This window comes from Shinella sp. M27, from assembly GCF_049199905.1.
Taxonomy (GTDB): Bacteria; Pseudomonadota; Alphaproteobacteria; order Rhizobiales; family Rhizobiaceae; genus Shinella.
On record NZ_JBLZPK010000060.1, the window covers coordinates 45,066 to 67,595 of the forward strand.

The 22,530-nt window shown below is 60.7% G+C and carries 23 protein-coding genes and 1 tRNA gene; 14 read left to right on the forward strand and 10 right to left on the reverse strand.

Annotation, left to right across the window (positions count from 1 at the left end):
• Window positions 1-22 precede the first annotated feature (22 nt).
• Together ACOZK4_RS22235 and gltB are read right to left on the reverse strand one after the other, a co-directional pair.
• Entirely contained in the window at window positions 23-1,480 is a 1,458-nt protein-coding gene (locus ACOZK4_RS22235; protein WP_421593849.1) for a glutamate synthase subunit beta, read from the reverse strand.
• A 137-nt stretch (window positions 1,481-1,617) separates the two neighbouring features.
• Entirely contained in the window at window positions 1,618-6,342 is a 4,725-nt protein-coding gene (gene gltB, locus ACOZK4_RS22240) for a glutamate synthase large subunit (RefSeq protein WP_421593850.1), read from the reverse strand.
• A 515-nt stretch (window positions 6,343-6,857) separates the two neighbouring features.
• Between gltB and ACOZK4_RS22245 the strand changes: the two genes are divergently transcribed.
• Window positions 6,858-7,904 carry a threonine aldolase family protein gene (locus tag ACOZK4_RS22245; protein ID WP_421593852.1) on the forward strand — a complete coding sequence of 349 codons (1,047 nt, stop codon included), beginning with the start codon at window positions 6,858-6,860 and terminating at the stop codon, window positions 7,902-7,904.
• Window positions 7,905-7,964: 60 nt separating this feature from the next.
• On the opposite strand, the gene ACOZK4_RS22250 is transcribed toward ACOZK4_RS22245, so the two are convergent.
• A complete protein-coding gene (locus tag ACOZK4_RS22250; protein ID WP_421593854.1) occupies window positions 7,965-8,426 on the reverse strand; it encodes an Hsp20 family protein in 462 nt (153 codons plus the stop codon).
• 249 nt (window positions 8,427-8,675) lie between these two features.
• Here ACOZK4_RS22250 and ACOZK4_RS22255 point away from each other — a divergent pair, with 249 nt between their 5' ends.
• Together ACOZK4_RS22255 and ACOZK4_RS22260 are read left to right on the forward strand one after the other, a co-directional pair.
• Complete coding sequence (locus tag ACOZK4_RS22255) at window positions 8,676-9,209, forward strand: GNAT family N-acetyltransferase (RefSeq protein WP_421593855.1); 534 nt, start codon at window positions 8,676-8,678, stop codon at window positions 9,207-9,209.
• A gap of 287 nt (window positions 9,210-9,496) precedes the next feature.
• A complete protein-coding gene (locus ACOZK4_RS22260; protein WP_421593857.1) occupies window positions 9,497-10,459 on the forward strand; it encodes an alpha/beta fold hydrolase in 963 nt (320 codons plus the stop codon).
• A gap of 4 nt (window positions 10,460-10,463) precedes the next feature.
• Here ACOZK4_RS22260 and hisN read toward each other — a convergent pair whose 3' ends face one another.
• Together hisN and ACOZK4_RS22270 are read right to left on the reverse strand one after the other, a co-directional pair.
• The gene (gene hisN, locus ACOZK4_RS22265; protein ID WP_421593858.1) at window positions 10,464-11,237 is read right to left on the reverse strand and encodes a histidinol-phosphatase; all 774 of its coding nucleotides are present in this window, start codon (window positions 11,235-11,237) and stop codon (window positions 10,464-10,466) included.
• Window positions 11,238-11,507: 270 nt separating this feature from the next.
• A complete protein-coding gene (locus ACOZK4_RS22270; protein ID WP_421593859.1) occupies window positions 11,508-12,392 on the reverse strand; it encodes an N-formylglutamate amidohydrolase in 885 nt (294 codons plus the stop codon).
• Window positions 12,393-12,583: 191 nt separating this feature from the next.
• Here ACOZK4_RS22270 and cpdR1 point away from each other — a divergent pair, with 191 nt between their 5' ends.
• Window positions 12,584-12,946: a response regulator CpdR1 gene (gene cpdR1, locus ACOZK4_RS22275; protein WP_069061148.1), complete on the forward strand. Its 363-nt coding sequence runs from the start codon at window positions 12,584-12,586 to the stop codon at window positions 12,944-12,946.
• Window positions 12,947-13,040: 94 nt separating this feature from the next.
• Window positions 13,041-13,115: transfer RNA gene (locus ACOZK4_RS22280), tRNA-Val, on the forward strand.
• A gap of 556 nt (window positions 13,116-13,671) precedes the next feature.
• Here the strand turns inward: ACOZK4_RS22280 and ACOZK4_RS22285 are convergent.
• Window positions 13,672-13,812, reverse strand: a complete 141-nt coding sequence (locus ACOZK4_RS22285; protein WP_421593860.1) for a hypothetical protein — start codon at window positions 13,810-13,812, stop codon at window positions 13,672-13,674.
• A gap of 631 nt (window positions 13,813-14,443) precedes the next feature.
• On the opposite strand from ACOZK4_RS22285, the gene ACOZK4_RS22290 reads away from it, so the two are divergent.
• From ACOZK4_RS22290 to ACOZK4_RS22300, 3 genes are all read left to right on the forward strand, one after another.
• Window positions 14,444-14,689, forward strand: coding sequence for a hypothetical protein (locus tag ACOZK4_RS22290; RefSeq protein WP_313521898.1), 246 nt, complete (start codon window positions 14,444-14,446; stop codon window positions 14,687-14,689).
• Between the two features lie 318 nt (window positions 14,690-15,007).
• Complete coding sequence (locus tag ACOZK4_RS22295; protein WP_421593862.1) at window positions 15,008-15,253, forward strand: hypothetical protein; 246 nt, start codon at window positions 15,008-15,010, stop codon at window positions 15,251-15,253.
• Window positions 15,254-15,264: 11 nt separating this feature from the next.
• Complete coding sequence (locus tag ACOZK4_RS22300; protein ID WP_313521894.1) at window positions 15,265-15,468, forward strand: hypothetical protein; 204 nt, start codon at window positions 15,265-15,267, stop codon at window positions 15,466-15,468.
• Window positions 15,469-15,520: 52 nt separating this feature from the next.
• On the opposite strand, the gene ACOZK4_RS22305 is transcribed toward ACOZK4_RS22300, so the two are convergent.
• Window positions 15,521-15,907 carry a hypothetical protein gene (locus tag ACOZK4_RS22305; RefSeq protein ID WP_421593863.1) on the reverse strand — a complete coding sequence of 129 codons (387 nt, stop codon included), beginning with the start codon at window positions 15,905-15,907 and terminating at the stop codon, window positions 15,521-15,523.
• The gene (locus ACOZK4_RS22310) at window positions 15,894-16,421 is read right to left on the reverse strand and encodes a Panacea domain-containing protein (RefSeq protein ID WP_421593864.1); all 528 of its coding nucleotides are present in this window, start codon (window positions 16,419-16,421) and stop codon (window positions 15,894-15,896) included. The genes ACOZK4_RS22305 and ACOZK4_RS22310 overlap by 14 nt, the downstream gene beginning before the upstream one ends.
• A gap of 371 nt (window positions 16,422-16,792) precedes the next feature.
• Between ACOZK4_RS22310 and ACOZK4_RS22315 the strand changes: the two genes are divergently transcribed.
• The 5 genes from ACOZK4_RS22315 to ACOZK4_RS22335 all read left to right on the forward strand — a co-directional run bounded on the left by ACOZK4_RS22315 (window position 16,793) and on the right by ACOZK4_RS22335 (window position 19,530).
• Window positions 16,793-17,080: a hypothetical protein gene (locus ACOZK4_RS22315; protein ID WP_313521890.1), complete on the forward strand. Its 288-nt coding sequence runs from the start codon at window positions 16,793-16,795 to the stop codon at window positions 17,078-17,080.
• A gap of 70 nt (window positions 17,081-17,150) precedes the next feature.
• Window positions 17,151-17,432: an acyl carrier protein gene (locus ACOZK4_RS22320; protein ID WP_421593865.1), complete on the forward strand. Its 282-nt coding sequence runs from the start codon at window positions 17,151-17,153 to the stop codon at window positions 17,430-17,432.
• A 206-nt stretch (window positions 17,433-17,638) separates the two neighbouring features.
• Entirely contained in the window at window positions 17,639-17,800 is a 162-nt protein-coding gene (locus tag ACOZK4_RS22325; protein ID WP_313521886.1) for a hypothetical protein, read from the forward strand.
• A gap of 1,104 nt (window positions 17,801-18,904) precedes the next feature.
• Window positions 18,905-19,207 carry a DUF982 domain-containing protein gene (locus ACOZK4_RS22330; RefSeq protein ID WP_421593866.1) on the forward strand — a complete coding sequence of 101 codons (303 nt, stop codon included), beginning with the start codon at window positions 18,905-18,907 and terminating at the stop codon, window positions 19,205-19,207.
• 122 nt (window positions 19,208-19,329) lie between these two features.
• The gene (locus ACOZK4_RS22335; protein WP_421593867.1) at window positions 19,330-19,530 is read left to right on the forward strand and encodes a hypothetical protein; all 201 of its coding nucleotides are present in this window, start codon (window positions 19,330-19,332) and stop codon (window positions 19,528-19,530) included.
• 231 nt (window positions 19,531-19,761) lie between these two features.
• Here ACOZK4_RS22335 and ACOZK4_RS22340 read toward each other — a convergent pair whose 3' ends face one another.
• Together ACOZK4_RS22340 and ACOZK4_RS22345 are read right to left on the reverse strand one after the other, a co-directional pair.
• Window positions 19,762-20,262 (reverse strand): ribonuclease H family protein, encoded by a 501-nt coding sequence (locus tag ACOZK4_RS22340; protein WP_421594151.1) that lies wholly within the window; start codon window positions 20,260-20,262, stop codon window positions 19,762-19,764.
• Between the two features lie 54 nt (window positions 20,263-20,316).
• On the reverse strand, window positions 20,317-21,390 hold the full coding sequence (locus ACOZK4_RS22345) for a hypothetical protein (RefSeq protein WP_421593868.1): 1,074 nt from the start codon (window positions 21,388-21,390) through the stop codon (window positions 20,317-20,319).
• A gap of 126 nt (window positions 21,391-21,516) precedes the next feature.
• Here ACOZK4_RS22345 and ACOZK4_RS22350 point away from each other — a divergent pair, with 126 nt between their 5' ends.
• Window positions 21,517-22,527 (forward strand): DUF4892 domain-containing protein, encoded by a 1,011-nt coding sequence (locus ACOZK4_RS22350; RefSeq protein WP_421593870.1) that lies wholly within the window; start codon window positions 21,517-21,519, stop codon window positions 22,525-22,527.
• The last annotated feature ends 3 nt before the right edge of the window (window positions 22,528-22,530 follow it).

Sequence of the window (22,530 nt, forward strand, 5' to 3'; positions counted from 1 at the left end):
CCTCTTTCATGTTTTCAGCCGCTCAGCGCGGCAGCGTCGTGGCACCCATCAGGGCCTCGTCGATGGCGCGGGCGGCCTGACGGCCTTCGCGGATCGCCCAAACGACGAGCGACTGGCCACGGCGCACGTCGCCGGCCGTCCAGAGCTTGTCGACCGAGGTCTTGTAGTCGCGCTCGTTGGCGATGACATTGGACGAACCGCGCTTGTCGGTGTTGATCGCAAGCTTGTCGCCGAGGTCCTTCAGCACGCTGTCGGTGAAGGGGCCGCGGAAGCCGATGGCGATGAAGGCGAGGTCGGCCTTGATGATGAACTCCGTGCCGGCAATCGGTTTGCGGCGATCATCCACCTGGCAGCACTTCACGCCGGTCAGAACACCGTCCTCGTCGCCGACGAATTCGAGCGTGCCGACCTGGAATTCGCGCACGGCACCTTCGGCCTGCGAGGAGGAGGTGCGCATCTTCGTCGCCCAGAACGGCCAGACAGCGAGCTTGTCTTCCTTTTCCGGCGGCTGCGGGCGGATGTCGAGCTGCGTCACCTTCACCGCGCCCTGGCGGAATGCCGTGCCGACGCAGTCCGACGCGGTATCGCCACCGCCGACGACGACGATGTGCTTGCCACCGGCGACGATCGGCTCGGACGGCCAGCCGACACTGTCGATGTTCTCACGTCCGACGCGGCGGTTCTGCTGCACGAGATAGGGCATGGCATCATGCACGCCGGCGAAATCAACACCGGGAATGCCGGCGTCACGCGGGGTTTCCGAGCCGCCGCAATAGAGCACGGCATCGTGCTCGGCGAGCATCTCCGCCATCGGCTTGTCGACGCCGACATTGACGCCGTAGTGGAAGGTCACGCCTTCGCCGCGCATCTGGTCGACGCGGCGGTCGATGAAGTTCTTCTCCATCTTGAAGTCCGGAATGCCGTAGCGCAGCAGGCCGCCGGCCTTGGATTCGCGCTCGTAGAGATGCACCTCGTGGCCGGCGCGGGCGAGCTGCTGGGCCGCCGCCATGCCGGAGGGGCCGGAACCGATGACGGCAACCTTCTTGCCGGTCTTCACCGTTGCCGGCTGCGGCACGATATAGCCCATCTCATAGGCCTTGTCGGCGATGGCCTGCTCGACGGTCTTGATGGAGACCGGCGCATCCTCGAGGTTCAGCGTGCAGGCCTCCTCGCAGGGGGCGGGGCAGACGCGGCCGGTGAATTCCGGGAAGTTGTTGGTCGAATGCAGATTGCGGATCGCGTCTTCCCAGTTGCCGTTATAGACGAGATCGTTCCAGTCTGGGATCTGGTTATGGACAGGACACCCGGTCGGGCCGTGGCAATAGGGAATGCCGCAGTCCATGCAGCGTGCGGCCTGCTTCTGGACCTCGGGGTCCGACATCGGGATGGTGAATTCGCGGAAATGGCGGATGCGGTCGGAGGCCGGCTGATACTTCGCCACCTGCCGGTCGATTTCCATGAAACCAGTAACCTTGCCCACGTCTATAATCCTTGCTCAAGACGGTGCCTTGCGGCCCCGGACCGGTGCACAGCTTCGCTGTCACACCGGTGAAGATGAATTCGATCCGGATGCCGCTTCCCGCGCAGCCGGTCAGTGAAGGGAGATGGACCGCCGCCTTATTCGGCAGCGATCCCCATCCTCATGCGCTCCATCTCTTCGAGCGCGCGGCGGTACTCGACCGGCATCACCTTGCGGAATTTCGGACGATACTCGACCCAGTTGTCGAGGATCTCCTTGGCCCGCGGCGAGCCCGTATAGTGCAGGTGGTTCGAGACCAGCTGGTAGAGCCGCTCCTCGTCATGGCGCGTCATGTCGTCGGACACGTCGACCATGCCCTTGTGCATGAGGTCGCCACCGTGGTGGTGCAGCTTCTCCAGCATGTCGTCCTCTTCCGGCACCGGCTCGAGCTCGACCATCGCCATGTTGCAGCGGCGGGCGAAATCACCCTCCTCGTCCAACACATAGGCGACGCCGCCCGACATGCCGGCCGCGAAGTTGCGCCCCGTCTGGCCGATGACGACGACGACGCCGCCCGTCATGTATTCGCAGCCATGGTCGCCCACGCCCTCGACGACGGCGACCGCACCGGAGTTGCGCACGGCGAAACGTTCGCCGGCCACGCCGTTGAAGTAGCACTCGCCCGCGATCGCGCCGTAAAGAACGGTGTTGCCGACGATGATCGATTCATGCGGCACCGCGCGGTTGCCTTCCGGCGGACGCACGACGATACGGCCACCCGACAGGCCCTTGCCGACATAGTCGTTGCCCGCACCCACCAGATCGAAGGTGATGCCACGCGCCAGGAACGCGCCGAAGGATTGGCCGGCCGTGCCGTGCAGCTTCACGGAGATCGTGTCGTCCTTTAGGCCCTTGAAGCCGTAGCGCTTGGCGACCGCACCCGACAGCATCGCGCCGGCCGAACGGTCGACGTTCTTGATGTCGACTTCGAAGGCGACGGGCGTCTTCTCTTCGAGCGCGGGCTTGGCCTGCTCGATGAGCTTGCGGTCGAGAACGTCCTGGATCGGGTGGTTCTGGCGCTCGGTCCAGTAGGTCGCTTCCTTCGGCGCATCGACCTTGTGGAAGATGCGGGAGAAATCGAGGCCGTTGGCCTTCCAGTGCGAGATCATCGTCTCCTTCTCGAGCAGTTCCGAGGCGCCGATGATCTCGTTCAGCGAACGCACGCCGAGCGAAGCCAGGATTTCACGCACCTCTTCGGCAACAAAGAAGAAGTAGTTGATGACATGTTCCGGCGTGCCCTTGAAGCGCTTGCGCAGGACCGGATCCTGCGTCGCAACGCCGACCGGACAGGTGTTGAGGTGGCACTTGCGCATCATGATGCAGCCGGCCGCAATCAGCGGCGCGGTGGCGAAACCGAACTCGTCGGCCCCGAGCAGCGCGCCGATGACGACGTCGCGGCCGGTCTTCAGGCCCCCATCGACCTGCAAGGCGATGCGCGAGCGCAGCTTGTTGAGCACGAGCGTCTGATGTGTCTCGGCAAGGCCGATTTCCCAAGGCGAGCCGGCATGCTTCAGCGAGGTGAGTGGCGAGGCGCCCGTGCCACCGTCGAAGCCGGCGATGGTGATGTGGTCAGCGCGCGCCTTGGCGACGCCGGCGGCAACCGTGCCGACGCCAACTTCCGATACGAGCTTGACCGAGATGTCGGCTTCCGGGTTGACGTTCTTCAGATCGTAGATGAGCTGCGCCAGGTCTTCGATCGAATAGATGTCATGGTGCGGCGGCGGCGAAATGAGGCCGACGCCCGGCGTGGAGTGACGGGTCTTGGCGACCGTCGCATCCACCTTGTGGCCCGGCAGCTGACCGCCCTCGCCGGGCTTGGCGCCCTGCGCGACCTTGATCTGCAGCATGTCCGCATTGACGAGATATTCGGTGGTTACGCCGAAGCGGCCCGACGCGACTTGCTTGATCGCCGAACGCTCGGGATTGGCGGAGCCATCCGGCAGCGGCAGGTAGCGGTCGGCTTCCTCACCGCCCTCGCCGGTGTTCGACTTGCCGCCGATCCGGTTCATGGCGACGGCGAGCGTCGTGTGGGCCTCGCGGGAGATCGAACCGAAGGACATGGCGCCCGTCGAGAAGCGCTTGACGATATCGACCGCCGGCTCAACCTCATCGATCGTAACAGGCTTGCGGCCGGCCGCTTCCGCACCCTTGATGGAAAACAGGCCGCGGATCGTGTTCATGCGCAGCGACGAGGCATTCACCAATTCGGCGAATTCCTTATAGCGGTCGGCGGCGTTGCCGCGCACCGCGTGTTGCAGCGAGGCGATGACGTCGGGCGTCCAGGCATGTTCCTCGCCCCGCATGCGATAGGCATATTCGCCACCGATATCGAGCGTGTTGGCAAGCAGCGGATCGCGGCCGAAGGCGGCCTTGTGGCGGTTGAAGGTCTCCTGCGCGATCGCATCGAGGCCGATGCCCTCGATGGTCGTCGCCGTGCCGAAGAAGAACTTGTCGACCAGCTCGGACGACAGGCCGATCGCGTCGAAGATCTGCGCGCCGCAATAGGACTGGTAGGTCGAGATGCCCATCTTGGACATGACCTTCAGGATGCCCTTCCCGATCGCCTTGATATAGCGATAGACGATCTCTTCGCCGTCGACTTCCTTCGGGAACTCGCCGCGCTTGTGCATGTCGGTGAGCGTATCGAACGCGAGATACGGGTTGATCGCTTCCGCGCCGTAGCCGGCAAGCAGGCAGAAATGATGCACTTCGCGCGGCTCGCCGGTCTCGACGACGAGGCCGACCGAGGTGCGCAGACCCTTGCGGATCAGGTGGTGGTGCACGGCAGCGGTCGCCAGCAGCGCCGGGATCGCCACGCGATCCGGGCCGATCTGGCGGTCGGAGAGCACGATGATGTTGTAGCCACTGCCGACAGCCTGCTCGGCGCGCTCGCAGAGGCGGTCTAGCATTTCCGGCATGCTTTCCGCACCGCGCGAGACGTCATAGGTGAAGTCGAGCGTCTTGGTGTCGAAACGGTCCTCGACGTGGCCGATGGAGCGGATCTTCTCCAGGTCGCCATTGGTCAGGATCGGCTGGCGCACTTCCATGCGCTTGGCCTTGGCGGCACCGCCATGGTCAAGGATGTTCGGGCGCGGGCCGATGAAGGAGACGAGGCTCATGACCAGTTCCTCGCGGATCGGGTCGATGGGCGGGTTCGTCACCTGCGCGAAGTTCTGCTTGAAATAGGTGTAGAGCAGCTTGGTTTTGTCGGACATGGCCGAGATCGGCGTGTCCGTACCCATGGAGCCAATCGCCTCCTGCCCCGTGGTCGCCATGGGCGACATCAGCAGCCGGGTGTCTTCCTGGGTATAACCGAAGGCCTGCTGGCGGTCGCGCAGCGAGACGTCGCGGCGCAGCGCGCGCGGCTCGACCGGGCCGAGGTCTTCCAGAATGATCTGGGTGTTGTCGAGCCAGTCGCGATAGGGGTGCTTCTCGGCAAGCGCGGACTTCACCTCCTCATCGGAGATGATGCGGCCCTCTTCCATGTCGATGAGCAGCATCTTGCCGGGCTGGAGGCGCCACTTTTTGATGATGCTCTCTTCCTTGACCGGCAGCGTGCCGGCTTCGGAAGCGAGGATGACGCGGTCGTCGTCGGTGACGAGATAGCGGGCCGGGCGCAGACCGTTGCGGTCGAGCGTCGCGCCGATCTGGCGACCGTCGGTGAAGGCGACGGCGGCCGGGCCGTCCCACGGCTCCATCAGGGCGGCGTGGTATTCGTAGAACGCCTTCCGCTCGGGGCTCATCAGCTGGTTGCCGGCCCAGGCTTCGGGGATTAGCATCATGACCGCATGCGCCATGGAATAGCCGCCGCGCACCAAAAATTCGAGCGCGTTGTCGAAACAGGCCGTATCCGACTGGCCCTCGTAGGAGATCGGCCAGAGCTTGGTGATGTCTTCGCCGAACAGCGGCGAGGAGACGGAGGCCTGGCGGGCTGCCATCCAGTTGACGTTGCCGCGCAGCGTGTTGATCTCGCCGTTATGGGCGACCATGCGGTACGGATGCGCGAGCTTCCACGACGGGAAGGTGTTGGTCGAGAAGCGCTGGTGCACGAGAGCGACGGCGGACTCGAAGCGCGGGTCCGCGAGGTCCTTATAATAGGCGCCGACCTGATAGGCGAGGAACATGCCCTTGTAGACGATGGTCGTCGAGGAGAGAGAGACGGGATAGAAGTTGCTCTCTTCGCCCTCGTATTCGTCGTAAATGCGGTTGGAGATCACCTTGCGCAGCGTGAAGAGGCGGCGCTCGAACTCGCCGTTCGTCGCGGCTTCCCGACCGGCGCCGACGAAGACCTGAACGTGACGCGGTTCGGTGGCGGCGATCTCGGGCGCCCTGGAAAGCGAGGAATTGTCGACCGGCACGTCGCGGAAGCCGATGAGGACCTGCCCCTCTTCGGCGACGACGTCCCCGATGACCTTCTTGAAATAGTCGACCAGCTTCTCGTCCTGCGGCATGAAGATGTGGCCGACGGCGTATTCGCCTGCCTTGGGCAGCGTGACACCCTGCTTGGCCATCTCCTCGCGGAAGAAGCGGTCCGGAATCTGGACAAGGATGCCTGCACCGTCACCCATCAGCGGATCTGCGCCGACGGCGCCGCGATGCGTCAGGTTCTCGAGCATGAAAAGCCCGTCCTTGACGATCTGGTGCGACTTCTTGCCTTTCAGATGCGCCACGAAACCGACGCCGCAGGCATCGTGCTCGTTGCGCGGATCGTAGAGTCCCTGTTTTTTCGGCAGGCCCGGAGCGGAAGCGCGCGTTTTGGCGCCCGTCGCAGTCGTCTGCGCCCGGGTCTGCCGCAAATCATATGCTTGGGTCTTCTCCATCATCGTCGTCCCTCCTGTGGGGCCCGCATCCTGCGGACATTCGTTTTCGCCCGTGTGACTGCCGCCTGCCTTCCGGCAAGCCCGTCACCGAGCGCATTCTTCCTGAGCCTGATCCAGCCGAACGGACAGCCGACCAGATAACGATCATCGGACCATCCCGGCGTCGAACGGTGCGGCGTGCGCTCCCGTCCGGGCCATTTCCAGCGCATCCGCATCCCTGCAAGACGGCGCCGTTTCGGTCTTTTGACCGAAATAGGACAGGAGCCCTGTCCTATTTCACGAGTCCTATGCCAGAAACCTCCCACCGCCACAAGACCATCATGCCAAATAAACACCACCTCATGAAGAAAAATTGCCCGCTTTTTCGCGAGCTTGAAATTTAATTACAATTTGAGTGCGTAAATTTTCCGGAAGTTTCAATATTTGGCAAAGTGCGTTTTTCACCCCGATACGCCGATTGATCACAGGTGTTTCTGCATTATGGTCGTCGAAAATCGTCAATTCGCATTGGAAACAGCATGTTTTTCGCTTCCGACAACTGGGCAGGCGCCCATACCGACATCGCAAAGAGCCTCGTCGATGCCTCCGGCGGCTTCGCTTCCGCCTATGGCACCAGCGATCTCGACAAGCGTGTGGAAAAGACCTTCTCGGAGATTTTCGAGCGCGATGTCGCCGTCTTCTTCGTCGGAACGGGCACGGCGGCCAATTCGATCGCGCTGGCAAGCTTCAACCGGCCGGGCGGGCAGGTCTTCTGCCACCGCGAGGCGCACGTGAATGTCGACGAATGCAATGCGCCGGAATTTTTCGCGACCGGCAGCAAGCTGGTGCCGATCGACGGCCCCGCTGGCAAGATCGCGCCGGAAGCGCTTGCCGCCGCCATCGGCCGCTTCCCGCCGAACTTCGTGCATGGCGGCCAGCCGATGGCCGTCACCATCACCCAGGCCACCGAAGCCGGCACCGCCTATACACTGGATGAGATCGCAGCGATTTCCGATGTCGTGAAAAAAGCCGGCCTGCCGCTCCATATGGATGGCGCACGCTTCGCCAACGCGCTTGTTCATCTCGGCGCGACGCCGGCGGACATGACCTGGAAGCGCGGCGTCGACATCCTCTCCTTCGGCGGCACGAAGAACGGCTGCTGGTGCGCCGAGGCGCTGGTGCTGTTCGACACGTCCAAGGCGCAGCAGATGCATTTCCTGCGCAAGCGTTCCGCCCAGCTCTTCTCGAAATCCCGTTTCATCGCCGCCCAGTTCGACGCCTATTTCCGCGACCGCCTATGGCTCGACCTCGCCCGCCATTCCAACGGCATGGCCGCCCGCCTCGCCGCCGGCTTCGCCACGTCCGACACCGCCCGCCTCGCCTGGCCGACAGGCTCCAACGAGCTCTTCGTCATCATCCGCAACGACGCGATGAAGGCTCTGCAGGATAAGGGCGCCGTCTTCTACGACTGGCCGGCGGGGCCGGATGTGAAGGCGACGATGCGGGAGGATGAAACGCTGATCCGCCTCGTCACGAGCTTTGCGACGACGGAAGCCGAGGTCGACACTTTCCTCTCGGCGCTCTGAAACGAAAAAAGGCGGTGCCTTGCGGCGCCGCCCTCTTCATTTCCGATCAAGGGGCCGAGCTTAGTTGCTCTGCGCTTCGATCTGCTTGGCTTCACGGTTGACGGCCGTGATCTCGATACGGCGGGGCTTGGCGGCTTCCGGAATGTCGCGCAGGAGATCGATGTGGAGAAGGCCGTTCTTCAGCGAAGCGGCGTGGACTTCCACATGATCGGCGAGCTGGAAGCGGCGCTCGAAGGCGCGCTTGGCAATGCCGCGGTAGAGATACTGGCTTTCATCAGCCGTTTCGTCCTTCTTCTCGCCCTTGACGGTCAGCGCATGTTCGCGCGCTTCGATCGACAGTTCGCTTTCGTCGAAACCAGCCACCGCCATGGTGATGCGGTAGGTGTTTTCGCCGGTGCGTTCGATGTTGTAGGGCGGATAGCTCTGGGCCTGGTCAGGCTGGCCGAGGCTGTCGAGCATGGTGAAGAGACGGTCGAAACCGACGGTGGAACGGTAGAGGGGGGAGAAATCGACGTGACGCATGGTGTCCTCCTTGAGAGCAACGGTTGCGATCTTCCAAAAAGCCACCCCTGATCTCAAAAGGGTGCGGCCCGGTTCATCCGGTCTCCGCCCCGTGAGTGGCGACGGAAACCTCGACGGACCCTTTCGGCGTCCGTGACGATGAGATGGTAACGCGTTTTCGGGCGTTCAAGAGGGCACGATGCAATTTGCTTCGGATCTGGAACCGGGCGCGAATCTCCGCATAGTGGCCATGCACTGGAGGACCATGACATGCACGTTTTGCAGACGACGCGGCTGACGCTCACCCCCTGCACTCTTGATGATCGCGCCGATTTCATCACGCTCGAACGCGATCCCGACGTCATGCGCTTTCTCAACGGTGGACACCCCGTCGATCGGGCCAACGCCGATCCGAACGCGACATTCCTCATGCCCGACGGCACCGAGCCCTATGTCTGGACGGCACGGCGCACAGCCGACGACGCCTTTACCGGCTGGTTCTGCCTATGGCCGGAAAGCAAGGACTTGGCCGAACTCGGATATCGCCTGCGCCGGGCGGACTGGGGCCAGGGGCTGGCGGCGGAAGGGGCTCTAGCACTGGTCGAATGGGGCTTCAGGGACGGCGGCTATGACAGGATCGTGGCGACCACGATGGCGGTGAACCAAGCCTCGCGCCGCGTGATGAAAAAGCTCGGCATGCGCCACACGCGCACCGAATACACCGACTGGCCCGATCCCATTCCCGGCAGCGAACAGGGCGAGGTCTGGTACGAGTTGGCCCGCCCGGACTGGCGCGGCGCCTGACCTCCCGTTTGGCCAAAAAGATTTTCGGCAGATGAACGCCGGATGAACGGCCGCTTCGGACAGCGTTCAGCTTCGCGCTGCTAGAACCGGAGCATCGGAAGCGAAAACTTCTGACGACCGGGGTGTAACGTCCCTTCCTCCCCGGTTAAATTGCGGCCGGACTGCATGTGCGCCACCCCCGTTGCCACATGCATCCGGCTTTTTTCTTTGACGACGCCGGAGCGAGCGCCTATCCATCTTCCATCGACGCCCATTAGTCATCGACGTTGCCGAGACCTGTCCGCCCGATGGATTCCATCCTCCACGCCACAGCCGACAATCCGGTTCCCGAAAACCACTTCGCCGGCTTCATGGAAGGCCACGGCGGCGTGAAGATTCGCTATGCCGTGTTCCGTTCAGAACAGCGCGAGGCCAAAGGCACGGTGGTGCTGCTTGGCGGGCGCAGCGAATGCATCGAGAAATATTTCGAGACGATCAACGACCTGACGGCGCGCGGCCTGTGGGTCGCCACCTTCGACTGGCGCGGCCAGGGCGGATCGGACCGGCTGGTATCCGGCACCCGCGCCGGCCATGTCGCCCGCTTTTCCGACTATGAGGCCGACCTCGCCCTCTTCCTCGAAAAGATCGTGCTGCCGGATGCCCGCCTGCCCTTCTACATCGTCGCCCATTCGACAGGCGCCCTTGTCGCCCTCTCGCAGGCGCCGGAGCTGGAAAACCGCATCGAGCGCATGGTGCTTGCCGCCCCCTTCATCGCGCTCGGCGGCCAGTCGATGAGCCAGCGCAAAATCAGCATCATCGCCCGCCTCGCTTCGCTGTTCGGTCTTGGCCGGCGCACCTTCCGCAAGGGCGATCCGTCGCTTGATTTTGCCAGCAATGTCGTCACCTCGGACGCGCGGCGCTTCGCCCGCAACACGGCGATCTTCACCGAACATCCGGAACTGTCGATCGGCTGGCCGAGCGCGCGCTGGTTGAACGAGACACTGAAGGCCATGGCGCGCGTGACGCATCAGGATCACCTGACGCGCATCCGCGTTCCCACCCTCATTCTCTGCCCGACGGCCGACAGACTGGTGCCGCGCGCAACGATCGGCAACCTCGCCCGCATTTTCCGCGCCGCCCGCCTCATCGAGATCGACGGCGCAAAACACGAATTGTTCCAGGAATCCGACCGATTCCGCGCCCAGGCGCTGGCGGCGATCGATGCCTTCATTCCCGGCAGCGACGCCGAGGAAACCAACCTCGGCGCCTGACCGGTCAAGCCTTGAGAATTGCCATCGCCTGATCATAGACCGCGCGGCTGCCGGCCGCGATGATCTCGCCGCCATTCTCCGCCGGCCCGCCATCCCACGTCGTGATGATGCCACCCGCCTGCTCGATGACCGGGATGAGACCGCCGACATCATAGGGCTTCAGCCCGCATTCCACGACGAGATCGACATGGCCTGCCGCCAGAAGCGCATAGGCGTAGCAATCGACGCCGTAGCGGAACAGCCGCACCTTGTCCTGCACGGCCTCGAATCGGGTCTTGCCGCTATCCTTGAACAGATGCGGCGACGTGGTGAACATGATCGCATCCGACAGGTTGTTGCAGGCGCGCGTCGAGAGCACCTTCCTGCCGTCGGGGCCGGCATAGTGCGAGGCCTTGCCATCGGCGAAATAGCGCTCGCCCGTGAAAGGCTGGTCGATCAGGCCCATCACCGCATCACCGTTGCGATAGAGGCCGATCAGAGTGCCCCAGACCGGAACGCCGGAAATGAAGGCGCGCGTGCCGTCGATCGGATCGATGACCCAGACATATTCGCGGTCGAGGCCGACCGAGCCGTGCTCTTCGCCGAGAATGCCGTGATCGGGAAAATGCTGTTCGATCAGCGTGCGGATCGCCGTCTCGGCGGCGCGGTCGCCCTCCGTCACCGGATCGAAACCGGCAGCCTCCTTGTTGACGATATCGGCGCCGACGCGGAAGCGCGGCAGGGTTTCCTTCTTGGCCGCCTCGGCAAGAAGGTCGAAAAAGGCGCGATCAGGCAACATGGAGGCTCTCTCGGAGGGATTTTTCACGCCTCTCAATACTGCATCGTCAGGCAAAACGGAACCGGATTGACGCAAAAGCGGCCCGAAGGCGAACGCAACATTCTTGCTTAGCGAATCGCAAATTTATCTCGCAGCTGCGCTTGACTCTTGTGCGACGCAACATTACCATTTCCTTACAGTCTTCACCGACTGTAAATACCCTCCTTGGGTGTTTCCTCCCTAGACTTGAACCGCGCCGCAAGCGCGGTTTTTTTTGAAAGGGAAGCGGACCTATTCGGCGGCAAGTGCCCGGTCTGCGGCATATTCCTCGACATGCTCGGAAAAGTCCTGCAGGAAGGCGGAGATCGCCGTCTGCAGCACGGCGAAGTCCGGCCGCTTGGCAAGCGTCGTCTCATCAACGTAAAGCGCCCGGTTCACCTCGATCTGCAAAGCATGCAGGCCCTTGGCCGGCCGGCCGTAATGCTCGGTGATGAAGCCGCCGGCATAGGGCTTGTTGCGCACGACGGTGAAACCCATGTCCTCCAAGAGCCGCATGGCGGTGCGCGACAGATCGCCCGAGGCACTGGTGCCGTAGCGGTCGCCGATGATGAAATCCGGCCGCAGCCCCGAGCCCGCGACGCGGATATTGCCCGGCATGGAATGGCAATCGATCAGCACCGAGAAGCCGAAGGCGAGATGGGTGCGCACAACGAGACGGCGCAGGCAATCGTGATAGGGCTTGTAGACCGTCTCCACCCGCTCCAGCGCCTCTTCGACGGGAAAGCGATGGCGATAGATCTCCATATTCTCCGCGACGACCCGAGGCACCGTGCCGAGACCGCCGGCGACGCGGATGGAATTGATATTGGCATAGGAGGGCAGTGCACCCTCGAACATGCGCGGATCGAGCTCATAAGGCTCGCGGTTGACGTCGAGCCAGGCGCGCGGGAAATGCGCGATCAGCATCGGCGCGCCGAGCGCCGGTGCCACGGAAAACAGTTCATCGACATAATGATCTTCCGAACGGCGGATGCCGAGCGCATCCAGCCGCGACTGCGCAAGAAAGCCCTGTGGATAACGGCGGCCGCTGTGGGGCGAGTTGAAGACGAGGGGCACGCTCTGCGAAACCGGCTCCAGCACTTCGAAATGGCTGTTTTCGCTTGGGGCCCCCGCCATTGCAGTCCTTTACCATGCCTTGAAATCATTGCGTCGCCCATGTTGCCAGCGGCATGCCCGCCTGTCCATACTGAGAACATTGGGCATAGGCCTTGCCCTGCCACATTCACCGGATATTTACCGGAATACGTTTGTGTATCAGAACCGCCCGTCCGCGGGCCGACAACCTTCAGCAATGGTTCCCGAAATCCATGACACCCAAGATTCTCCTCGCCGAAGACGACAACGACATGCGCCGCTTCCTGGTGAAGGCGCTCGAAAAGGCAGGCTACCAGGTGCTGTCCTACGACAACGGCGCCAGCGCCTATGACCGGCTGCGCGAAGAACCCTTCTCGCTTCTGCTCACCGACATCGTGATGCCGGAGATGGACGGCATCGAGCTGGCGCGCCGCGCCACCGAGCTCGATCCCGACCTCAAGGTGATGTTCATCACCGGATTTGCCGCGGTCGCGCTGAACCCGGATTCCAAGGCTCCGAAGGACGCCAAGGTGCTGTCGAAACCCTTCCATCTGCGTGACCTCGTCGACGAAGTCAACAAGATGCTGGCCGCCTAAGCCCCGGAAAAGACCACAAAAACGGCGTGTAAAAAAAGCTTCAAAAAGCTATTGACGCCGCCAGATGTTTTGTGGTCTATGCCCCTCATCGGATGGGCGTGTAGCTCAGCGGGAGAGCACTACGTTGACATCGTAGGGGTCACAGGTTCAATCCCTGTCACGCCCACCATCCTTTTAAAGGCCTTAGCGAGAAATCGCCAAGGCCTTTGTCATTTCTGGTGCCAGATGGTGCCAAGTTCGGATGGTGCAAAGCGCATCTTGAGAAAGAGAGGTTGCCGGTGCCAAGCGTTTGGCACAACGGCATGGAGCGATCTTCACGCGGCTCGCTTACCAGCCGGCCTCATCTTCGACAAATCAAAGATGACAGCCCTGTAATCGTCGGGTGTCGTATGCACGTAGACCTGATCCGTAACCCGCGATCCGGGCGCATGGCCGAGATGAGATTGAATGATACGTGTCCACGGCACCACCCGCTGTCGGGTCGAACGTCTTCTGGAGCGCCTTCGCCAGCTTGTCGGCGGCGAGCTCGGTCAGCTCGAGATTGGCACGCATCAGATGCCATTTCGCGCATGGCGATGAAGTGGGGACTGGTCCGGGTTATCGTTTTCGGGTTTCCACGCTTCGGCCGGGTCACCGCGCCGTTTTCTGCCACCTCACGAAGGGACCGGTCGTACAGGACATAGGCGACGACCAGGCGCTGTAGCGCATGGGCATTCCCTGCGACATCACACCCGGTCCTTCAACTCGGTTGTGACGCGCCGCCAGTGTTCTTGCGCCTGGCCGATTTCGAGCACATCGTTGAAGATGCTTTCCCAGTCAGGCTCGGTGACGATCTCGCCAGTTCCGTCAATTCCGATAACGTTCATGACACATCACCCCTACGGGGTGGCCCCAACTTTTTGTTTCAGATTTGATCTCAGTGCGAACGCTGCCCCTGGCTGGTCCGGACCCCAAGGCCCTCCGACTTTCGATGCCCCCTCCCCATCGGCGCTTTCGTACGCAGTTGCGCAACTTTCTTTCGCCTACGTCGAGGGTCGGGCATGGTCACCCGCCGTTTCGGTTTCCATGGGTGGTTGGGTCGAGCGGTCGACCGTCAACGCCTGTCCCGCTCCTCACCTTGCCACGCTCCTCTTGCTGGATGCGGATGTCATGGTGGTCGGGACAGACAATTTCCCAATTGGAGCGGTCCCAGAATAGAGGCTGGTCGCCTTTTTGGGGGGTGTGGTGGTTGACGACGAGATGCATGCGCCTGGGGTTCGTCTGGGCTGTCCCATCCATGCGTAGGTTGCCGACGTCAGAAAACCAGAGGCCTTGCAGCGCTCAGAGAACTGGTTCTCCGGCTTGGCGAGGAAGGCTTTGCGCGCCTTATCCCATCTGCTGTCATAGCCCCGTTCGCGAGCAGAAGGGCGGCATACTACTCTCATCTTTGGTTTAACTCATTCGCGAGTTTCGCTTTCGCCATGGCCGTGGCAAAGTCCAGTCGAACGGAGGAAGCCCATGACCATCACCCCTGTGAAGTTCACCGTGAAGAAGGCTGTCATGGTTGATGGCCACGAAATCGGTGACGGCATCTACGTTGGGCAGAAACTGTCCGCCACGGAGATTGAACGCTCCAGAAGCCGGAATGCGTCTTATTTCCTGCACTTCGCGCCGGCCACAGAGGGTGATGATCAAGCCGTTGTGCAGCGGTTCGATCTCGATGTCACCGAGTTCGTGCAAAACGGCCAGATCGTCGTGACCTAGGCGGCGCGCAGATCGCAGGTACGGCATGCATGCTCGATGTGAGCGTGGGCAATTTCTGACGGCCGGCTAGCGGCCTCTACGAGCTTACGGACACCGGCGGCTTTTGCCGCTACCCTCCAGGGAAGCGTCGACTCCGGCCCGCTGATGGCGCATCCTGATTGAACGAGAGGGATATTGTGTCATGGCCCGGCAAATTGCTTTGCTGTTCGTTATCGGGGTCTTCGCCTACGCCTGCTTTTGGATGGCGTGGCAATGGTTTTGATCGGCAGAGGAACCCGATAGCGAGCGGTAGCGTTCTCCCAGAAAAGGAGAGCAACTATGGCGAAGCCCGACGAAAGCAAATCCGCTACACCGACACCGGTCGTCGAAGACCCGCATCCCGGTAGTATTTCTGACGGGACACACCCCTCGGCGCGCGAACACAAACAGCCGAAAGCCACGAAAGGGACCGGCCCCGCCGACCATGTTTCTGGGATGGCTGATAAGCCTGCCTTGAAAGAAGGTCAGATGGCGGTGAATTCAGAAGCGCCGAAGCATCCTAATAAAGCTGCGTATGGTTCCTGAAGGAGAGCACCATGAACGATGACCTTCTCGCCCGTTTGGAATCCGAGAGTGCCGGGCTTCGTAGCCGGGCACTCGAAATCGACAAGTTCAGCGGAACGCGCGATACTGCTATGCTGATGCAAGGCCTAGCCACGGCGATGGATGCAATCCGAGTGCTGGCCGCAACGGCCGGCCGCCTTGATGGACCATCAGGGCTCGGCAAGAGTGGCGATTAAACTCTCTGAGAAGCCGGGCCCAAGCCCGGCTCTCGCTTCAAGCATGCTGGGGTTACGCGCCAGCTTGGTTAGTGATATTTACGACACCGGCCCGCACTATTGCAGCATGGCGCGGCGGCATCACGTTGAGGCCGGCGTCGATCAGCGCCACGATGTCGGAAGCAACGGATTTCGATATCTGAGGGAATTCCTTAGCATCATCTAGCTCCCATTCGGGATGGCATACGATGCGGGACAGGTCGAGATAGCTGTCGTGCTGGACGAGGTGATGACAGCCCGCGGGCAGGAACAACTGATCTTTGCCGTGCGGCGCGGGGTTGGTATTGATCCAAACGAAATAGCGGTCGGAGATGCAGACGCAAAGCGCAAACTTTTCCTTGGCCGGTTTGGTCAGGACAGTATCAACGATGTAGATGTGGCCAAGCTTACAAGACGCCATAGGAAGCAAACAGCTCCGCTTCCTGCTTTATCTCGTCGGATGCACCATCGAGCATGTCTTCGACGCGCATCTCACCGTTGAGGTCGGCTTTCTTCCACGCAAGATGATCGTGCGTCTCATCAGAAATGGTTCCGAAGGACCGACGACGGCAATAGTCGAACGCCTCCTCCAGGCACTCCAAGTCTGTCCGGCTGAAAAAGGACAGGTCGGGCTCCCGGTGCGGCTTATACGTCGGATGGCGGGCTCCGTTACCCGGGGACAGCGCTCCCGCGACGATGACACGCTCTGCCTCGGGCAGTTGCTGCTTCACGGCGTTGTAGGCATAAGATGGAACCGGGCCGTTCTCCATGGCGATATAGCGGTCGCCAGTGATAGGTCGGCCGTAGCGCTGGAGATGTGCCCGATCAGCGTAATAGAGCGTTTTCAGAGCATGGAATCGGCCCACCTCTCCATATCGCGTCACGATATAAAGAAGCGCTTCAATTGTTTTCTCTTTGTCAACACTAAATCTCATTACCCCTATATACGCTGAGTCTGCGTAAAAAAAAGGTGTCAGTTTTCAGGAGGGCCATTGGCGCACCAAACCTCACGCATCTCTTCTGTTGCGGCTATGCCGTATGGGGCCGCCTGATCTGAAGGCTTTAAATGGCCTCATTTGATTTCTTGCTAATGCCTCGGTGAGCGCGCATGGTTGTTATTCCAGCAGCCATCATTACGGGCGCTGCTGTTTGAGGGCTTGATACCCTGGCCCCAAATGAAGGAGGACTGCATGTCTTCCACAATCTACCGTTTCCAGAACCGTCAGATGGTTACCGAGATGGCCTCTCACTTTGGGCTTGGAGCCAGCTTGATCATGGTCATTTATGTCCTAACCGAAGGCTGGATATGGTGATCCTGACTTTCAGGGCGCCACGGACAAAGGCAAAAGTCACCAAGACCGTGCTTCGCCAGGTTCTTAGCGACGCGAATTACGAGACTGAAAAACTTATGGGCGGCGTTGGCCCGGAGAACGAAGAAGCCAGAAAGATCATTCGCCTCATAAAGAGCGCGACAATCGGAGCGGAAGACTATCCGCTTTCCAAGGCCGCGTCGCACCGCGATCGAAATGCCGGCATCGACGTCTGGGACGATGAAGGCGGGGCTCCTAAGGGGCCGACCCGTCCTACTCGCTAATCCCACCGGGAATGCGTAGCGCGCTCGACGCGTGCAACCCAGACCCCGTTACCAATCGAGGAAAATCCCAATGTTTACCGATGTAAGCAGATCTGATGTTGCCTATCGGGTAAAGAAAATTGTCGCGGCGCAGCTTCACGTCTCAAAAGAAGAACTCGAAAACGATGCGTCGTACATAGGGGATCTCGGGGCCGATTCCCTAGAGGTCACCCAAATCATGATGCTGATTGAAGACGAATTCTGGATCACGTTTCCGGAAACGCCGGTGACCGACCTTTCAACAGTTGGCCGTACGGTTGATTTTGTTTTCGCAGCGCGCGGACGCGGCGCAAACCCCTCGCCTCTTATGTGAAATGCCGAGCTACCCGCCCGGCTTGGCCGCTGGACCGTGGCGGCGTCACCCGCAGGTGGCCAAGGCCCCGAATGATGCGGGGTGCAGCGGCTCCCCCTTGGATTTCAGCTGGTTGCTATATGGCGGTGGACCACCTACATAAGGCTCATCGGCTTTGGCGCGCCTAGTGGCGCTCATGCCTTGCCGCAATCCCTAGGAGAAACATCATGGCACAATCGAAAGACGCCTCGGCGTCTGCCCAGAATTATGATGCCAAGACATTGGCAAAGAAGCACCGGATTTCCGTTGAGGATGCCGGAAAGATCCTTGCCGAGCACGGTTCGGATCGCAAAGCCGCTGACAAGGCTGCGCGCCGTGTAGCGGTGTGAATTGAGGGCGGCGCGTTGGATTACTAAACGCGCCGCACCACCGGGGTAGCTTCCGCTGCGTTATCCCCTTACTCGAAGACTGCGGTTCTTATCGGAATGCCGCGACCGGATGAACCGGGGGTCGAGTACCCTCGTTTACCAAGGACAGAGTCGATATGCGGCCTCCCGTCCGTATCGCGCCAGTGTGTGGCGCATTTCTCGGACGTTGCCGTTGTTGACGTGAGTTCAAACGCATTTTCGGACATAGCGCAATCCGGGCGGTCAAGCCGAATTTGCCTCGCTTGGTTCAAGCTATCGGCAATGCACTGGCATATAGCCGTTATAACCCGAAGGAGTTTTCGCTCGCCCATATCATTTTCTTCAGCGAAATCAGACAGATAGCGCCCGGTGCGCACTTTGATGAAAGACCAGTTGTACGGCAACTCCCTGTCGTTTTGATCCTGCAGCGCATTTATCCACGTAAAGCATTGCTCCATTCGTCCGGGGGAAGCCGCTGACGCAGTTTCACGGTAACTGGCCTTCTGAATGGCCGTAAGCCTCGGAACGTTGCCTGACGGTCTCAGGCATGGCGTTGCCCTAGCACTTTGGGCCTTTCAACAGCAGAACCAGCAACACATCGCTAGTCGGTACCCCGTACCGCATCATCTTTGCTTGGCGGCGGAGTTCGCCAAGGTCAGTGTTGTTGAACTCAACGACGAATGATTGCCGGCGGATCAAATCAGGATTGCGAGCGAGGAGCCGGGCCACCGCCTTCAGCATGTCGGCGTAGAGTTCGCGTGCATTCGAGCGCGTACCCGCCATCAGGCGAAGTGTTAGCCGCAGATGGCCCTCTCCCCATCGCTGACCGATCTCGCGGACTGTGGGCTTGCAAAACACTCGCCTGGCCGACGGCTCGCAGGACTGTGCTCGCTGCCAAGAGCCGAACGCCGCAATCTCTGGCCACGTTGAAGATATTGACGCGTTCCTGAATCAATTCAGACCTGGCCGCCATAAAAACCAAGACAAAAGCCTCTTGAACTCGCCCGGCGTCGTCCACAAATTGTCAGCCGGCGTCGCGACGCGACGCCATCCTTGTTGATCACCAACGTTTTCAGTGAGGTAGAAATGAACTCGAAGGTATTTGATAAGCCCGTCTATCTGAAGGAACGCAGGGAACTGGTCCGGGAGATAACGTGCTTGGAAGACGCCATCGACTTCCTCGAAGAATGGCCTGAACGCGATCGTGACATAATTCACGATGCGACTTTGAAGACCTGCTACATGGCCTTCGACGGTCACAAGCCCGTAAAAATCGGACGCGATGCCATCCGCTCCTTTGGAGAGAAGAAGGGCATCCTGGTGAATTCTCCCGGTGTTCAGCCGTGGATGATCCGCTCGCGCTCCGGGGGCGGCCGCTTGTCCGCATAGCGCCCGTAGCGATCTGGAGAGGCTGCAACCGCGGCCTCTCTTTCTTAGGGGCGACATCATTCCGCCACCTCGCGGAACATTCGCCGGCCTGCGCCGGTTGCATGGTCGTAGAGGAGAGCGATATGGCCAATGACCCAAACGATCCGAAAAAGCCCCTGGAAGTTCCTCCGGAAGAGACTCCAGAAGATCTGCCGGACATTCCGGACCGCCCGATTGAAGAACCGGGACCCGATGTTGTCCCTGAAGAGGCACCGGATGTCACGCCCGTACCAGGAGGAAATTCCTTCGAAGATGATATCGTGAACGGTTGGGTGGGGTCCTAGCGGCTGCGAGACAACCCTGCGATGGGAACCAATTTTGCGGCCGTGGATTGTCGGTGATATGGTTCGCGGAGACATCCAAATGATAGTTCGTGACAAAATCGCCAGCGTCATCTTGAAGGCCGCAGTTGCGGTGGCTGTCTCGGCCCACCGTGCGACCGCTATTGTCGAACGTATGATTATCATGAGACTTTACGCCTCGGGCGGGCTCCGTGGCCATGGTCAGGGCACCAATCATGCCGCCCCCATGATCTGGCGGTAACGCGCGTCAAGGTCGTCGGACGATGTGAGCAAACCCGCTCGCATCTCGATGGCCTCCTGCCGGCCCATCTCCGCCAGCTCGTCGGCGCGCTCGTTGCCAGCGATGCCGGCATGGCCCTTCACCCACCTGATAGCGAGCGTGCTCGTAGTCAGCGCATCGCCCAGCACCGCGTCGATCGCTTGCCAAAGCTCAAGGTTCTTGATCTCGCAGGCCGCGCGGTTAGGGCTGTTCGGCTTCTTCCGATTCCAACCATTCCGCTTCCAACCGGCCAGCCATTCGTTGACACCGTTCACGCAATACTGGCTGTCGGACCATATCGTGACGAGTTCTCCGGAATTTCCGGATAACTGCCCTGCCCGCTCGATCGCCACCAGAAGCGCCGTGAGCTCCATCTGGTTGTTCGTCGTGCCGGCATGGCCGCCGCACTGCTGAGCGATCTCGACGCCCTCGCGGTAGATGACAACGCCACACACCGACAAGGCTGACAGAATGGCCGTCGTCGAGTGCGAGGAAATTGAATAGTGTAGCTACTCGCTCTCGCCTGTGCTGCGCGTGGCAAAAACCTGCGTGAGGTCGGTCCAAGAGCGTGCGCCTACAACATCGAATATCGCTGCAAGATGCTTTTTCATTGCTTCGGGACTTGTGCTGGTCTGCTCGGCCGCCTCTGCGCGGGACGCTCCAGCTGCGGCGGCCAGCATAATAGATTTCTGCCGCGGTGAAAGATCGAACCCCAGCACACGCCGCATGATTGCAATACGATCTGGTTCTTCATGTTGCAGAGTGATCAAGGTTGCGTCCTCGCCCCCGTTTGCAGCAAGGCGCTCTGCTGTGATGTGGAGTCGGCCTTCCGGGATTGGCAAATATATGCGCGGACGGTGCTCGCTCTTTAATCGCCGGGAGAGTTCCGCGGCGAAGGCGGGTGGTGTCGTGAGCGCCCCAAACATCGGCACGCCCTGCGCAACGAGATTGCTTCGTTGCAATAGCTCGGTTGCTGTTGGCGAGCAGAACAGCAACTGCCGGGCAAGGCCATCGACCAACAGATAGGCTGGAGACCCCTTAGCCGACCATCGTTGTGGCGCCGGCGACAGGTGGACCGCACGGCGCAGAGCCGGCAGTGCCATTTGCAGCAACGCCATGTGATCTTCGGTGAAGGGTGGTCTGCCGCGTTCCCGGAACAGCAGAAGGACCGCACAGGCAACACCATTCTCATCGATACGGAGGTCGAGGGAATGCTGGTGTCCGCTCGCTCGGACGAGCAAATTATAGGTATTGGATTTCCAATAGCTTTCAGGCGGCGCGATCACGTGGCCGGAAGCGCGGTCCTTACGACGGATCAGCGAGGCGACATTGATCTCCGCAGGCCCGACGAACAATTCCTCGTAGGCGTTGGCGAATAGATCGCGGACCGCCCCTGAAGAATCCTCATGGAAGAACCCCACCGGCAAGTCGCCTTGCCCCATCCAGAAGAGTGCGCCCGCGTCAGCGCCGACAATGCTGCGCAGGATGCGGCAGATATCGGGTGCGATGACCTCCAGCCCGACGCTCGCGCCGCAGACCACGTCGAGTTCACTCCACTGCCGCTTGGAACGCGATTCACGCAAGAGGCGCCTCACTCCAAAATACTCTGAAGTCACCAAATGCTCCCCGGTCGGGGAATATTGCAAGAGTTTAGTCGCTGCTAATGCTGCTTTGGGATCGGCGGGCCATCTGGCGGACCTTCGCCAAGCATGGTGACGCGCGGTCGCCTGATACGGAGCAATATTTTGAAGCAGTATTCATTTCCGAGCTGTTTTGTCGTCGCATTGACGATCGTGGGGGTTCTTTCCAGTCCTCTCGCCGCGAAGGAGGACATCAAAGGCTCAAAGGATCATCCTCTCATTGGCCGATATGCCGGTTCTGAAATCTTCAGCTACAAGCTCTCGGAATTTGACGAGCAACGCTTCCTCAATGCGCCAATCGACCTCAAGGTAGATGGCGAAACGCTGACAGACACCAACAGCATCAAGGTGGAAGGCGGCATTACCGACATCCGCTATAACGCGCCTAAGGATCGGTCCCTCCTCGAAATCATGAAGAACTACGAGGAATCTTTGAAATCAAACGGTTTCGAGACCCTCTATTCCTGCGCGGACGAAACTTGCTTCAAGGGAAACACGAGCGTCTATCGCTTCAATTTCGTCGGGGGTGATGGCACAATAGATTACCGCTACGGCGATGGCGTGCGCTACCTTCTGGCCAAGGCAACCAAGCCGGCCGGGGATGTGTATGCCGCCGTCATTCTTGGCGAGAGCAAGACCGGACCGCTCGTGCATGTCATAGCAGCGGACGTCAAATCGATGCAGGGCGACCAGATCGCCTTTGTCGATGCCGGCGCGATGGAGCAGTCGATTGCAGCAAGCGGCCACGTTGCTCTCTACGGCATCCAGTTCGATTTCGACAAAGCCGACATCAAAGCCGAGTCTCGCCCGACTTTGGATGAGATCGCCAAGTTCCTGAAGGCGAACGGAGATATCTCGGTGGTCGTCACCGGACATACCGATTCGAAAGGCGGCTTCGACTATAACATCGATCTCTCCCGGCAGCGTGCCGACGCCGTGGTGGCCGATCTCGCAAAGCACTACGGAATTTCCCCGAAGCGGTTGACGCCGTTCGGTGCCGGCATGTCCTCGCCGGTCGCATCCAATGACGAAGAGACCGGTCGCGCCAAGAACCGCCGCGTCGAACTCGTCAAACGCTAGGTA